This is a genomic window from Serratia marcescens subsp. marcescens ATCC 13880 (assembly GCF_017299535.1).
Classification (GTDB): Bacteria; Pseudomonadota; Gammaproteobacteria; order Enterobacterales; family Enterobacteriaceae; genus Serratia; species Serratia marcescens.
Genome location: NZ_CP071238.1, coordinates 4,071,331 through 4,085,818, shown reverse-complemented (window position 1 = coordinate 4,085,818; position 14,488 = coordinate 4,071,331). Strand labels below are relative to the sequence as shown.

The 14,488-nt window shown below is 61.2% G+C and carries 8 protein-coding genes and 3 tRNA genes; 6 read left to right on the top strand and 5 right to left on the bottom strand.

Translation table 11 applies throughout. The annotated features are described in order from the left end of the window. Positions 1-228 precede the first annotated feature (228 nt). The 3 genes from ptrA to recD are packed head-to-tail and all read left to right on the top strand — an operon-like array spanning position 229 to position 8,512. A complete protein-coding gene (ptrA, locus tag J0F90_RS19530) occupies positions 229-3,117 on the top strand; it encodes a pitrilysin (RefSeq protein WP_033641361.1) in 2,889 nt (962 codons plus the stop codon). Next, entirely contained in the window at positions 3,114-6,665 is a 3,552-nt protein-coding gene (gene recB, locus J0F90_RS19525) for an exodeoxyribonuclease V subunit beta (protein WP_033639509.1), read from the top strand. Before ptrA ends, recB begins: the two co-directional genes overlap by 4 nt. Further along, positions 6,662-8,512: an exodeoxyribonuclease V subunit alpha gene (gene recD / locus J0F90_RS19520; RefSeq protein WP_033639510.1), complete on the top strand. Its 1,851-nt coding sequence runs from the start codon at positions 6,662-6,664 to the stop codon at positions 8,510-8,512. The genes recB and recD overlap by 4 nt, the downstream gene beginning before the upstream one ends. 38 nt (positions 8,513-8,550) lie before the next feature. On the opposite strand, the gene argA is transcribed toward recD, so the two are convergent. Further along, a complete protein-coding gene (gene argA / locus J0F90_RS19515; RefSeq protein WP_033641363.1) occupies positions 8,551-9,876 on the bottom strand; it encodes an amino-acid N-acetyltransferase in 1,326 nt (441 codons plus the stop codon). A 239-nt stretch (positions 9,877-10,115) separates the two neighbouring features. On the opposite strand from argA, the gene amiC reads away from it, so the two are divergent. Next, positions 10,116-11,369: an N-acetylmuramoyl-L-alanine amidase AmiC gene (amiC, locus tag J0F90_RS19510; RefSeq protein ID WP_033639513.1), complete on the top strand. Its 1,254-nt coding sequence runs from the start codon at positions 10,116-10,118 to the stop codon at positions 11,367-11,369. 90 nt (positions 11,370-11,459) lie between these two features. On the opposite strand, the gene J0F90_RS19505 is transcribed toward amiC, so the two are convergent. From J0F90_RS19505 to J0F90_RS19495, 3 genes are all read right to left on the bottom strand, one after another. Beyond that, positions 11,460-11,536, bottom strand: a tRNA-Met gene (locus J0F90_RS19505). Between the two features lie 65 nt (positions 11,537-11,601). Beyond that, positions 11,602-11,678 (bottom strand) — tRNA-Met (locus J0F90_RS19500). 57 nt (positions 11,679-11,735) lie between these two features. Then, positions 11,736-11,812, bottom strand: a tRNA-Met gene (locus J0F90_RS19495). A gap of 216 nt (positions 11,813-12,028) precedes the next feature. Here J0F90_RS19495 and mltA point away from each other — a divergent pair. Continuing rightward, positions 12,029-13,165: a murein transglycosylase A gene (mltA, locus tag J0F90_RS19490; protein WP_016929908.1), complete on the top strand. Its 1,137-nt coding sequence runs from the start codon at positions 12,029-12,031 to the stop codon at positions 13,163-13,165. A gap of 84 nt (positions 13,166-13,249) precedes the next feature. Next, positions 13,250-14,056 (top strand): tRNA cyclic N6-threonylcarbamoyladenosine(37) synthase TcdA, encoded by an 807-nt coding sequence (tcdA, locus tag J0F90_RS19485; RefSeq protein ID WP_033639514.1) that lies wholly within the window; start codon positions 13,250-13,252, stop codon positions 14,054-14,056. Here tcdA and csdE read toward each other — a convergent pair. Next, positions 14,047-14,481, bottom strand: coding sequence for a cysteine desulfurase sulfur acceptor subunit CsdE (gene csdE, locus J0F90_RS19480; RefSeq protein ID WP_016929906.1), 435 nt, complete (start codon positions 14,479-14,481; stop codon positions 14,047-14,049). The two genes, tcdA and csdE, sit on opposite strands and share 10 nt — an antisense overlap. Positions 14,482-14,488: the final 7 nt, after the last annotated feature.

Below are 14,488 nucleotides of genomic sequence, written 5' to 3'. Positions count from 1 at the left end.
CCGCCGGTGGTGCTGTACGGCGGGAGGTGGTAAAAATAACGAAGGTTATATTCAACCATTGGGGTGATTCCCGGTCTTACATAACGTACAGGCATATACCCGCCGTGTTTCGGGCCGCCACATTGGCGAAGATCCCGGCGAGTACAGATTTGGTTATGTGGTTTTGATGCACGTCGCCAACGTCAGGGAGTGGGCGTAGCGACGTCAGAATAGGGGTTTATTTTGGATATGCGCAGACAGTTGGTCCGTATCACCGGGCTGGTACTATTGGCTATGTGTTGGGCACCGTTGAGTTGGGCCGCGCAAGGATGGCAACCGCTGACGGAGAAGATCAACAAGAGCGAACACGATCCGCGTCAGTATGAAGCGATCAAGTTGGCTAACGGCATGACGGTGTTGCTGGTGTCTGATGCCCAGGCGCCGAAATCGCTGGCGGCGCTGGCATTGCCGGTTGGATCGCTCGAAGATCCGAACAGCCAACTGGGATTGGCGCACTATCTGGAACATATGGTGCTGATGGGCTCCAAACGCTATCCAGAGCCGGAAAACCTGTCCGAATTCCTGAAAAAGCACGGCGGCAGCCACAACGCCAGCACGGCCTCTTATCGCACCGCCTTCTATCTGGAAGTGGAAAATGATGCGCTGGAGCCGGCGGTCGACCGCATGGCCGACGCTATTGCCGAGCCGCTGCTGGATCCGGGCAATGCCGATCGCGAGCGCAATGCGGTGAACGCCGAGTTGACGATGGCGCGTTCGCGCGACGGCATGCGCATGGCGCAGGTCGGCGCGGAAACCCTTAACCCGGCGCACCCGAGCGCGCGCTTCTCCGGCGGCAATCTCGATACGTTGAAAGACAAGCCGGACAGCAAGTTGCACGATGAACTGACCGGCTTCTATAAGCGCTACTATTCCGCCAATCTGATGATGGGCGTTTTGTACGGCAATCAGCCGCTGCCGCAGCTGGCTGACATTGCGGCGAAAACCTTTGGCCGCGTGCCGAATCATGACGCCAGCGTGCCGCCGATCACCGTGCCGGCCGTGACGCCGGAACAGCAGGGCATCATCATTCACTATGTGCCGGCGCAGCCGCGCAAGCAGCTGAAGGTCGAGTTCCGCATCGATAACAACAGCGCCGCGTTTCGCAGCAAAACCGATACCTACATCAGCTACCTGATCGGCAACCGCAGCAAAAATACCTTGTCTGACTGGTTGCAGAAGCAGGGGCTGGCGGACGCCATCAATGCCGGCGCCGATCCGATGGTGGATCGCAACGGCGGCGTCTTCGCTATCAGCGTCTCGCTGACCGACAAAGGCCTGGCCCAGCGCGACCAAGTCGTCGCCGCTATTTTCAACTACCTGAAAATGCTGCGCAGCGAAGGCATCAAGCAGAGCTACTTCGATGAAATCTCGCATGTTCTGAACCTGGACTTCCGTTATCCGTCGATCACGCGCGACATGGACTATATCGAATGGCTGGTGGACACCATGCTGCGCGTTCCGGTTGAGCATGCGCTGGACGCGCCTTATCTGGCCGACCGTTATGATCCTAAGGCGATCGCCGAACGCCTGGACGCCATGACGCCGCAAAACGCGCGCATCTGGTTCGTCAGCCCGGATGAACCGCACAACAAGACGGCCTATTTCGTCAACGCGCCTTACCAGGTCGACAAAATCACGCCGCAGCGCTTTACGCAGTGGCAGCAGTTGGAGAGCGGCATTTCCCTGTCGCTGCCGGCGCTCAACCCGTACATCCCGGATGACTTTACCCTGACCAAGCCATCGCACGAGTTCAAAAAACCGGAAAAGGTGGTGGATAAACCCGGCCTGCGCGTGCTGTACATGCCGAGTCGTTACTTCGCCGACGAACCGAAGGCCGACGTCACCGTCGCTTTCCGCAACGCCAAAACCATGGATTCCGCGCGCAATCAGGTGCTGTTCTCGCTGACGGATTATCTGGCCGGCCTCGCGCTGGATCAGTTGAGCTATCAGGCGTCGGTCGGCGGGTTGAGCTTCTCGACCTCGCCGAACAACGGTCTGATGTTTAACGCCAACGGCTTCACCCAGCGTTTGCCGCAGTTGCTGACGGCGCTGATCGAGGGTTATTCCAGCTTCACGCCGACGGAAGATCAGTTGGCGCAAGCCAAATCCTGGTATCTGGAGCAGTTGGACGCCGCCGAGAAGGGCAAGGCGTTTGAGCTGGCCATTCAGCCGGTGCAGATGGTTTCCCGCGTGCCGTATTCCGAACGCAGCGAGCGCCGCGAGGTGCTGAAGACGTTAACGCTGAAAGACGTGCTGGCCTATCGCGACAGCCTGCTGGCCGAGGCCACGCCGGAGCTGCTGGTAGTGGGCAACATGAGCAAGCAGCAGGTCGACACGTTGGCGTCGACGTTAAAACATCGTCTGGGCTGTACCGGTAGCGAATGGTGGCACGGCGAAGACGTGGTGGTGGACAAGAACCATCTGGCCAACCTGCAACAGGTGGGCAGCAGTACTGACTCGGCGCTGGCGGCGGTTTATGTGCCGACCGGCTACGACGAAGTGACCGGCATGGCCTACAGTTCGCTGCTGGGGCAGATTATTCAGCCGTGGTTTTACAGCCAGCTGCGCACGCAGGAGCAATTGGGGTACGCGGTCTTCGCCTTCCCGATGTCGGTAGGGCGCCAGTGGGGCGTGGGCTTCCTGTTGCAGAGCAACAGCAAACAGCCGGCCTACCTGTACCAGCGCTATCAGGATTTCTACCCGAAAACCGAGAAACGCCTGCGTGACATGAGCGAGGCGGACTTTGAACAGTACAAACAGGCACTGATCAATGAGCTGAAACAGCGGCCGCAAACCCTCAGCGAGGAGGCCAGCCGGTTCGCCAACGATTTCGATCGCGGCAACTTCGCCTTTGATACCCGTCAGAAGCTGATCGCGCAGGTGCAACAGCTGACGCCGGCCAAACTGGCGGATTATTTCCACCAGGCGGTGATCCAGCCGCAAGGGCTGGCGGTGCTGTCGCAGGTCAGCGGCAGCGGGCAAGACAAGGCGGATTACGCGGCGCCTAAGGACTGGGTCACCTATCCGAACGCGTCGGCATTGCAGCAGATTTTGCCGCGTAAAGTGGCGACGCCATGACGGAAATTGCCCCGCAGAGGTTGGAGCCTCTGTCGCTGCCGCTGTTCGGCGAACGCCTGATAGAAGCGTCGGCGGGCACCGGCAAAACTTTTACCATCGGCGCGCTGTACCTGCGTTTGCTGCTGGGGTTGGGCGGTGAAGCAGCGTTTCCCCGCCCGCTGACGGTCGAAGAAATCCTGGTGGTGACCTTTACCGAGGCCGCCACCGAGGAGCTGCGCGGGCGCATCCGCGACAATATTCACGGATTACGCATCGCCTGCGTGCGCGGTGTCAGCGCCAACCCGCTGTTTTCGGCGCTGATGGCTGAAATTGACGATTTGACCGACGCCGCCTCGCAGCTGCTGGCGGCGGAGCGGCAGATGGACGAAGCGGCGATCTACACCATTCACGGCTTTTGCCAACGAATGCTGACGCACAACGCCTTCGAGTCCGGCATGCTGTTTGAACAAACGCTGGTGCAGGACGAGCTGCCGCTGCGGCGGCAGGCCTGCGCCGATTTCTGGCGTCGCCACTGCTATCCGTTGCCGCTGGGCGTGGCGCGTGCGGTCAGCCAGGAGTGGAGCGGCCCGGAAGCGTTGCTGGCCGATCTCTCCGGCTATCTGCACGGTGAAGCGCCGGCGCTGCGTCGGCCGCCGAAGGATGAAGAAACCGTCCTGATGCGCCACGAGCAGATCGTCGCGCGCATCGACGCCATCAAGGCGCAATGGCGGGCGGAGGCGGGCGATCTGGAAGCGTTGATCGCCCAGTCCGGCGTCGATAAGCGCAGCTACAGCAGTAAACACCTGCCGAACTGGCTGAACAAGGTCGGCGAATGGAGCGGGCAGGAGACTCAGGACTACCAGTTGCCGAAGGAACTGGATAAATTTCGCCAGTCGGTGCTGCTGGAGAAGACCAAGAAAGGTGAGCCGCCGCGGCATACGCTGTTCACGGCGATAGATGAGTTGTTCGATGAACCCTTGACGCTGCGCGACCTGATCATGGCGCGCGCGCTCAGCGAGATCCGCACCTCCATTCAGCAGGAAAAGCGCCAGCGCGCCGAACTGGGATTTGATGACCTGCTCAGCCGGCTGGACGGCGCCCTGCAAAGCGGCGGCGGCGAACAGCTGGCGCAGGCGATCCGCCAGCGATACCCGGTGGCGATGATCGATGAATTCCAGGATACCGATCCGCAGCAATACCGTATTTTCCAAAAACTTTACGTCGGCCGGCCTGATTGCGGCCTGCTGTTGATCGGCGATCCCAAGCAGGCGATTTACGCCTTTCGCGGCGCCGACATCTTTACCTACATGCGCGCGCGTTCAGAGGTGAGCGCCCACTATACGCTGGAGACCAACTGGCGCTCGTCGCCGTCGATGGTCGCCAGCGTCAATCACCTGTTTTCTCAGGTAGAAAAGCCTTTCCTGTTCGGCCAAATCCCCTTTATTGAAGTTAACGCGGCGGAAAAGAACCAAGGGCTGGCGTTTGAATTGCACGGCAAGCCGCAGCCGGCGATGCAGTTCTGGCTGCAGCAGGGGGAAGGCGCGGGTGTAAGTGATTACCAACAGCTGATGGCGCGCCTGTGCGCCACGCAAATTCGCGACTGGCTCAGCGCCGGGCAGCAGGGCCAGGCGCGGCTGCAGAGCGGCAAGGCGTCACGGCCGGTACAAGCCTCCGATATCACGGTGCTGGTGCGCAGCCGCAATGAGGCGGCGTTGGTGCGCGATGCGCTGAGCGCGCTGTCTATTCCGTCGGTCTATCTGTCCAACCGCGACAGCGTGTTTGACACCCCGGAGGCCAAAGACCTGCTGTGGTTGCTGCAGGCGGTGTTGGCGCCGGAGCAGGAGCGCACGCTGCGCAGCGCCATGGCCACCGGGCTGATGGGGTTGGACGCGCCGACGCTGGACGGCCTGAGCCGCGATGAGCGCGCCTGGGACGCGCTGGTTAACGAGTTCGACAATTACCGCACGCTCTGGCTGCGCCGCGGCGTGTTGCCGATGCTGAGCGAGGTGATGAAAGCGCGCCAGCTGGCGGAGAACCTGTTGGCCAGCGCCGGCGGCGAGCGTCGCTTGACCGACGTGCTGCATCTGGGGGAACTGTTGCAAGAGGCGGCGGCGCAGCTCGACAGCGAGCATGCGCTGGTGCGCTGGCTGGCGCAGCAGATCGCCCAGCCTAATCGTCAGTCCGATAATCAGCAGCTGCGGCTGGAGAGCGACCGGCATCTGGTGCAGGTGATCACGATCCACAAATCCAAGGGGCTGGAGTTCGATCTGGTGTGGCTGCCGTTCGTCGGCAACTTCCGCCAGCAGCAACAGGCGCTGTATCACGATCGCCACAGTTTCCAGGCGTTGCTGGATCTCGACGCTAATGAAGAGAGCCAGGCCTGGGCGGAGGAGGAGCGCTTGGCGGAAGATCTGCGTCTGCTGTACGTGGCGCTGACCCGCTCGGTGTACCACTGCAGCATCGGCATCGCGCCGCTGTTCCAGGGCACGCGCAAGAAACAGGGCGATACCGATCTGCACCGCAGCGCATTGGGTTATCTGGTGCAGGGCGGGCAGGCCGGCGACGCCGTGTATCTGCAGGAACGTCTGCAGCAATTGGCGGGCGGGGGTATCGCGCTGTCGCTGGTTGAACCGCCGGACGAAGAACCCTGGCAACCCCAGGCGTCACTGGCCGAAGCGCTGGCGGCGAAAAGCTTTACCCGGCGGATCCAGGATTTTTGGCGGGTGACCAGCTATACCGGTTTGCAACAGCACGGCGCGAGCTTGATGCAGGATCTGCTGCCGCGTCTGGATGTCGACGCGGCGGGCGAGCGGAGTGAGGAGAGTGAGCCAGCGCTTACACCGCATACCTTCCCGCGCGGCGCGGCGCCCGGCACCTTCCTGCACAGCCTGTTCGAAACGCTGGACTTCACCCAGCCGTTGGATGAACAGTGGCTGCTGGCACAGCTGCAACAGCAAGGATTTGCCGAACACTGGCAACCGATTCTGCTGGCGTGGATGCAGGTGCTGCTCAATACGTCGCTCGACGACAGCGGCATGACGCTGGCGGCGCTGACGCCGCAGCACAAGCAGGCCGAGCTGCAGTTCTATTTGCCGATCAACCGGCTGTTGCAGGCGAAGGAGCTCGATGCCCTGGTGAAGCGTTACGATCCGCTTTCCGCCCGCTGTCCGGCGCTGGATTTCCATCAGGTGCAAGGCATGCTGAAAGGCTTTATCGACCTGGTGTTCTGTTGGCAGGGCAAATACTACCTGCTGGACTACAAGTCCAACTGGTTGGGGGAAGACAGCAGCGCCTATACCCGGCCGGCGATGGAGCAGGCGATGGCGGAGCATCGTTACGATCTGCAATATCAGCTGTATACGCTGGCGCTGCACCGTTATCTGCGTCATCGGCTGCCGGATTACGATTACCGGCGCCATTTCGGCGGGGTGATTTATCTGTTCCTGCGCGGCGTGGATGCGGCGCACCCGGGCAACGGCATTTTCACCTGTCTTCCCGAGTTTGAGCTGGTGGCGGGAATGGATCGCTTGTTCAGCGGCGAGGCTGCTGCGACGGAGGATGGATCATGATCGCACTGCTGGAGCAGGCGGTGGCGCTTGGCGTGTTGCGCCCACTGGACGTGCAGTTCGCCCGCGTGGTGGCGAACGAAGACGAGCCCGATATTTTGCTGGCCGCCGCCTGCCTGAGCGCAGAGGCGGGGGCCGGTCACGTCTGCCTGTTGCTGGAGCAGCTGCAGGTGGATACGCTGTTTGAAGGGCGCCAACCGGCGCTGGCGCTGGCGGTGTGGGAGGCGGCCGGGCGGCCGGATGGCGTGCGTTGGCAGCAGCGCCTGGCGGCCAGCGCGGCGGTCGGGGACGGCAGCGAGGCTACGCCGCTGGTGCTGCGCGGGCCGCGCTTGTATCTGCAGCGCATGTGGCAAAACGAAGGTGAAGTGGCGGCGTTTATCGGCGGCGAAGGCGAGTCGCTGGCGGTGCCGGAGGCTGAACTGCGCACTATTCTTGACCGTTTGTTCGGCTCGGCGAGCGACGAACCCGATTGGCAGAAGATCGCCGCCGCGGTGGCCGCCACGCGGCGCATTGCGGTCATTTCCGGCGGGCCGGGCACCGGTAAAACCACCACCGTCGCCAAGCTGTTGGCGGCGCTGGTGCAGTTGGATGAAAGCGCGCGCTTGCGCATTCAGCTGGCGGCGCCGACTGGGAAGGCGGCGGCGCGCCTGACGGAGTCGCTTGGCAGCGCCAGCCGTCAGCTGGCGTTGACCCCGGCGCAGCAGGCGCTGTTCCCGACGGAGGCGGCGACGTTGCACCGCCTGTTGGGGGCGCAACCGAACAGTCAGCGCATGCGCTATCACCGCGGCAACCGGCTGCATTTGGATGTGCTGGTGGTGGATGAGGCCTCGATGGTCGATCTGCCGATGATGGCGCGCCTGATTGCCGCGTTGCCCGATCGGGCCCGGGTGATTTTCCTTGGCGACCGCGATCAGCTGGCCTCGGTGGAGGCCGGCGCGGTGCTGGGGGATATTTGCCGTTTTGCCGAGCAGGGATACAGCGATGCGCGCGCTGCAGAGCTGAGCCGCCTGACCGGCTGTTCGATCGAAGGACAGCAGGCCGTTGCGGAAGCGGCGGTGCGCGACAGCCTGTGCCTGCTGCGCAAGAGCTATCGCTTCGACGCCCGTTCCGGCATCGGTCAACTGGCGTTGGCGGTCAACGCCGGAGCGGGGGATCGTGCGCTGGCGGCACTAAACGGCAGTTTCGGCGATGTCATGGGTTATGCGCTGGCGACGAGCGAAGAGTATCAGACGCTGTTGGATGCCTGCGTGGCGGGCTATCGCGACTATTTGCGGCTGACCGCCGAAGGGGCGGAGGCGGCGGCGGTGCTGGCGGCCTTTGGCCGCTTCCAGGTGCTGTGCGCGCTGCGTGAAGGGCCGTTCGGCGTCGCCGGCCTGAACGAGCGCATTGAGATCGGGTTGCAGCGCGCCGGTCTGATCGACCGCAAACCGGGCGTGCTCGGCCGTTGGTATCGGGGGCGGCCGGTGATGATCGGCCGCAACGACAGCGCGCTGGGGCTATTCAATGGGGATATCGGCATTACGCTGCCGGATGAGCACGGCGATCTGCGCGTGCATTTCCAATTGCCGGATGGAAGCATCAAGTCGGTGCAGCCGAGCCGTTTGCCGGCGCATGAAACCGCCTATGCCATGACGGTGCACAAATCTCAGGGATCGGAATTTGACCATACGGTTCTGGTGTTGCCGAATCACTTCCTGCCGGTGCTGACGCGTGAATTGGTCTATACCGCGATCACTCGCGCGCGTCAGCAGCTCTCGCTGTATGCCACGGAGGCGGTGTTGCTGCGGGCCATTCGCACGCCGACCCAGCGCCGCAGCGGATTGGCTGAACGGCTGCAGGCAACGGAATAAACGATGAACGGGCGCGGCAACGGCCGCGCCCACTGGGATTACAGATCCGCCAGCAGAATTTTGGAGCGGCGCTGGTAGTTGTACAACGCCTGTTTCTGCATCGGCAGCACGTCGACCTCCGCCGGGGTAAAGCCACGTTCCTGGAACCAGTGGATGCTGCGGGTGGTCAGCACGAACAGCTTCTTCAGCCCCATCTGTCGCGCCTGGTTTTCTACCCGCTGCAGCAGCATCTCGCCGCGCGAAGAGCTGCGGTAATCGGGATGTACCGCCACGCAGGCCATCTCACCGATTTTTTCCTCCAGGAACGGGTACAGCGCCGCACAGGCGATGGTCAGGTTATCGCGTTCGATGATGGTGAATTTGTCGATCTCCATCTCCAGCTGTTCACGCGAACGGCGCACCAGAATACCCTGCTGCTCGAGCGGCCGGATCAGCTCCAGGATGCCGCCGATGTCGTTGATTGTCGCCCGGCGCACCTGTTCGGCGCTCTCCATCACGATTTGGGTGCCGATGCCGTCGCGCGAGAACAGTTCCTGCACCAGCGCACCGTCTTCCTGGTAGCTGATCAGGTGGCTGCGACGCACGCCGCTGCGGCAGCCTTTCACCGCGCCGCGCAGGAAACGCACGGTGCCGGAATGGTAATCGCCGCTTTCCTCCAGCTCTTCAAGGCGCTTTTGCGCGTCGTTGGGGAACAGTTCGGAAAGGATGTTGCCTTCCGCGTCGGTCACGCCCTGTGAGGAGCAGAAACCGATCATTTTTTCCGCTTTCAGTTTGATCGCCAACTGGGTGGCCACTTCTTCCGAGGTCAGGTTGAAGCTCTCGCCGGTGACCGAAACCGCGACCGGGCCAATCAGCACGATGGCGTTGCTGTCGAGCTGACGGTGGATCGCTTCTTCATCGATGCGGCGAATGCGGCCGCTGTGGCAGTAGTCGATGCCGTCATCGACGCCCAGCGGTTGCGCGATGATGAAGTTGCCGCTGACCACGTTAATGTGCGCGCCTTGCAGTGGCGTGTTGTTGAGGCTCATCGACAGCCGAGCGGTGATGTCGAGCTGCAGTAGGCCGGCGGCCTGCTTAACCAGCTCGAGCGTATGGGCGTCGGTCACGCGAGTGTGTTTGTGGTAGATCGGCTCATAATTGTGCTGCGCCAGATTGGCGTCGATCTGCGGCCGTGCGCCGTAAACCACCACCAGGCGAATACCCAGGCTATGCAGTAGCCCGATATCGTTGACGATGTTGGAGAAATTCTCGTGTTCGATGGCTTCCCCGCCGAGCATGATGACGAACGTCTTGCCGCGGTGGGCGTTTATATAGGGGACTGAGTGACGGAATCCTTGCACCAGCTCTGTACTACGTTCCTTCACGGCCAAACCTCTTTGCATATTTATACGATATTTTTGTATTTTTATTCTTTTATTGCGCCGATGGCAAGTGGGAAATCGTCATGAAGCGTGCGCTAAGGGCGCTAAATCGTTAATAAATTGAAAAACCATAAAAAGATTTTCTGATGACAGGGCTGGAATGATTGGTTAAAGTTTTCGGCATCCCCATTTCATTGGTGTTTTTTTCATCTGTTGTAAACAGCTATTACTGCCGGAGCCGCATGCCAAACGCTAATCACAATCTGGGCCGCCGTCGTTTATTACAGGGCGTTGCCGCCAGCTGGTTGCTGAGTGTGAGTCGTACGGGCTTCGCCGCATCATCGCACGTGATCGCCGTGCGCGTCTGGCCATCCTCCACCTATACCCGCGTCACGCTGGAATCCAACGTCGAACTGAAATACAAGCAGTTCGCCCTGACCAATCCCGATCGCGTGGTGGTGGACATCGAAGGTGTTCACCTCAACAGCGTGCTGAAAGGCATCGCCGGGCAGGTGCGCGCCGACGATCCTTATCTCAAGCAGGCGCGCGTCGGCCAGTTTGATCAGAATACCGTGCGGCTGGTGCTGGAGCTCAAACAAAGCGTCAGCCCGCATATTTTCACGCTGGCGCCGGTGCCGGAGTATCGCAACCGTCTGGTGATGGATCTCTATCCGACCAAGGGCGGCAGCGGGGGTGAGGAGTATGATCCGCTACTGGCGTTACTGGAAGATTACAACAAGGGCGATCTGGAGCGCACGCTGCCGCCGGAAGCGCCGCAGGCCGGCAAGGCGGGGCGCGATCGGCCGATCGTCATCATGCTGGATCCCGGCCACGGCGGCGAAGATCCCGGCGCTATCGGCAAGTACAAGACGCGCGAGAAAGACATCGTGCTGCAGATTGCCCGCAAGCTGAGCGCCATGATCAAGCGCGAGCCAAACATGAAAGTGTTCATGACGCGCAATGAAGACGTGTTTATTCCGCTCAAGGTGCGCGTCGCCAAGGCGCGCAAGCAGCGCGCCGATCTGTTCGTTTCGATTCACGCCGACGCCTTCACCAGCCGCGCCGCGCGCGGTTCATCGGTGTTCGCGTTGTCCACCAAGGGCGCCACCAGCTCGGCGGCCAAGTTCCTGGCGCAGACGCAGAACGCGTCGGACCAAATCGGCGGTGTCAGCAAGAGTGGCGACCGTTATCTCGATCACACCATGTTCGATCTGATCCAAACCGCGACCATCAACGACAGCCTGAAGTTTGGCAAGGAAGTGTTGAATCGGATAGGGAAAATCAACCGGTTGCACAAGAATCGTGTCGATCAGGCCGGTTTTGCGGTGTTGAAGGCGCCGGATATCCCGTCGATCCTGGTGGAAACGGCGTTTATCAGCAACATTGAAGAGGAGCGCAAGCTGCGCACCAGCCACTTCCAGCAGCAGGTGGCGGAGTCGATTCTGGCGGGCATCAAGGCTTATTTCGCCAACGGCGGCGCGCTGGCGAGCCGATAAAAGCAGGGCCGGGCGCGAGTCCGGCTATTTTTGCGGATTGCAGATACAAAAAAACACCCGGAAGGGTGCTTATCTGTTGTCATCAAGAGTTGGTTGCGGAGGCCGGATTTGAACCGACGACCTTCGGGTTATGAGCCCGACGAGCTACCAGGCTGCTCCACCCCGCGTCCGTCTTGATGCTGTATTACTACGAAACCACCGTTCATGCTATGCCGCTGGTACGACATTCGGTTGGTTGCGGGGGCCGGATTTGAACCGACGACCTTCGGGTTATGAGCCCGACGAGCTACCAGGCTGCTCCACCCCGCGTCCGTATAATACTTTGTTATCGAAGCCAAACGCAAATACCGCCAATGCGGCATCGGTTGGTTGCGGGGGCCGGATTTGAACCGACGACCTTCGGGTTATGAGCCCGACGAGCTACCAGGCTGCTCCACCCCGCGTCCGATGGATGCGCACTATACTCTCCATGCGTTTTGTTGCAAACCCTTTTTGCATTTTATTGGCCTAAACCCGTTTTTCTGCTGGATTTGCCCGCAATTTGCCTTCTTTTTCATCACCATCCTCCGGGCGGCTTTTTTTATTTGCAGCGATTCCTTTATCAATGAGCGTTTGTTATCGTTCAGCCGGTAGATCATATCAGTTTGAGAGTGTGCGCGATGAAAGGACGTTGGGGCAAATACCTGCTGGGCGGGTTGATGGTGGCGGTGTTGGCGGGCTGTTCGTCCAAGCCGACCGATCGGGGTCAGCAATATAAGGACGGCCGTCTGGATCAATCGCTGGAGCTGGTCAATCAGCCCAACGCCAAAGGTTCGCCGGTCAACGCCAAGGATTACTCGGATCAGCTGATGGAGATCAAGTACGCGTCGCCTTCGCTGTTTAACCGCAACAACAGCACCTATCAGGCGGTGCAAAGCTGGATGGCGTCTGGCGCCGACACGCGCATGCTGAGCCAGTACGGCCTCAGCGCTTACCAGATGGAAGGCGTCGACAATTACGGCAACGTGCAGTTTACCGGCTACTATACGCCGGTGGTGCAGGCGCGCTATACCCAACAGGGCGAGTTCCGCTATCCGCTGTACCGCATGCCGCCGAAGGGCAGGGGGCGCTTGCCGGATCGCGCGGGCATCTATTCCGGCGCGCTCGACGATCGCTATATCATCGCTTACACCAACTCGCTGATGGACAACTTCATGATGGAAGTCCAGGGCAGCGGCTATGTCGACTACGGCAACGGCCAGCCGCTGGTGTTCTTCGGCTACGGCGGCAAGAACGGCCATGCCTATCGCAGCATCGGCAAGGTGCTGATCGATCGTGGCGAAGTGGCCAAGGCGGACATGTCGATGCAGGCGATCCGTCAGTGGGCGGATACCCACAGCGCCGCAGAGGTGCGTGAGCTGCTGGAGCAGAACCCGTCGTTCGTGTTCTTCCGTCCGGAAGCTTTTGCGCCGGTGAAGGGCGCCAGCGCGGTGCCGCTGATCGCCAAAGCTTCGGTGGCTTCCGACCGTTCGCTGATCCCGGCTGGCACTACGCTGCTGGCCGAAGTGCCGCTGCTGGACAACAAGGGTAAATTCACGGGAAAATACGAGATGCGTCTGATGGTCGCGCTCGACGTGGGCGGCGCCATCAAGGGCCAGCATTTTGACATGTATCAGGGCATCGGGCCGGAAGCTGGCCACTCGGCGGGGTACTACAACCACTACGGCCGCGTCTGGGTGCTGAAGAACAACGGCGGTGGCCAGCTGTTCAGCGCCAATCAGTCAAACCGCGGCGGTTCGTTGCTGGCCACCCGCTAAACGCATACGGCGTGAAAAGATTGACCCGCAAGGGCCGGATTTTCCGGCCCTTATCATTTGCATTATGAAGGTAATTAAAGCGTTATGAGCACAGCTTATTCGGAAGCCTATCTGCAGCGTTTCGGCGGCACGGCGCGGTTGTACGGCCAGCAGGCGCTGGCGGTGTTCGCGCAGGCGCACGTCTGCGTGATCGGCATCGGCGGCGTGGGTTCCTGGGCGGCTGAGGCGCTGGCGCGCACCGGCATCGGCGCCATTACCCTGATCGACATGGATGATGTTTGCGTCACCAATACCAACCGCCAGATCCACGCGCTGCGCCAGCACGTCGGGCAATCGAAAACCGAGGTGATGGCGGAGCGTATCCTGGCGATTAATCCGGAATGCCGGGTGACCTGCATCGACGATTTCATCACCCCGGACAATGTCGCCGAGCTGCTGGACCATAACTTCAGCTACGTCATCGACGCGATCGACAGCGTGCGGCCGAAGGCGGCGCTGCTGTCATACTGCCGCCGATTCAAGATCCCTGTGGTGACCACCGGCGGCGCCGGCGGGCAGATTGACCCGACCAAAATTGAAGTGGCCGATCTGGCCAAAACCATCCAGGATCCGTTGGCCGCCAAGCTGCGCGAGCGGCTGAAGCACGATTTCAACGTGGTGAAAAACGGCAAGGGCAAGCTGGGCATCGACTGCGTCTTCTCCAGCGAGCCGCTGGTTTATCCGCAGCCGGACGGCTCGGTATGCGCTTCGCGCAGCACGGCGGAAGGGCCAAAAAGAATGGATTGCAGCGCGGGGTTCGGCGCAGCGACCATGGTCACCGCCACCTTCGGCTTCGTCGCCGTGTCGCACGCGCTGAAAAAGATGCTGGCGAAGGCGGCGCGTCAGGCGTAACGGGCGGCGATCGCCTGCACTGCGGCGGCCAACGCCGCCAGGCCGCTGGCGCGGGTGGCGCTCAGCTGCGCGCGCAATGCCAGGCGGTCGAACAACGCCAGCGGATCCAATGCGGCGATCTGCGGCGGCGTTTTCCCTTCCACTTCGGTCAGCAGCACCGCCAGCAGGCCGCGCACGATGCGGCCTTCGCTGTCGCCATAGAAATGCAGCGTGCCGTCTTCCAGTAACTGGTGCCCCAGCCAGACGCGGTTTTCACAACCGCTCAATTCCATTTCTTCACTGCGCAAGGCCTCCGGCAGCGGCGGCAGCCGTTTTGCGAGCATAATCAGCTGGCGGTAGCGGTCTTCCCACTGTTTCAGCGCGCTGAAGGTGGCGATCAAGGCTTCGGCGGTGATCTCTCGGCCAAAAGGATGGGGGGCGAGCATAGCGTCT

Excerpts from the sequence above, each read along its gene's own strand:
- csdE (WP_016929906.1), bottom strand. The coding sequence starts at position 14,481 with ATGCTCGCCCCCCATCCTTTTGGCCGAGAGATCACCGCCGAAGCCTTG.
- tcdA (WP_033639514.1), top strand. The coding sequence starts at position 13,250 with ATGAGCACAGCTTATTCGGAAGCCTATCTGCAGCGTTTCGGCGGCACG.
- mltA (WP_016929908.1), top strand. The coding sequence starts at position 12,029 with ATGAAAGGACGTTGGGGCAAATACCTGCTGGGCGGGTTGATGGTGGCG.
- amiC (WP_033639513.1), top strand. The coding sequence starts at position 10,116 with ATGCCAAACGCTAATCACAATCTGGGCCGCCGTCGTTTATTACAGGGC.
- recB (WP_033639509.1), top strand. The coding sequence starts at position 3,114 with ATGACGGAAATTGCCCCGCAGAGGTTGGAGCCTCTGTCGCTGCCGCTG.
- recD (WP_033639510.1), top strand. The coding sequence starts at position 6,662 with ATGATCGCACTGCTGGAGCAGGCGGTGGCGCTTGGCGTGTTGCGCCCA.
- ptrA (WP_033641361.1), top strand. The coding sequence starts at position 229 with ATGCGCAGACAGTTGGTCCGTATCACCGGGCTGGTACTATTGGCTATG.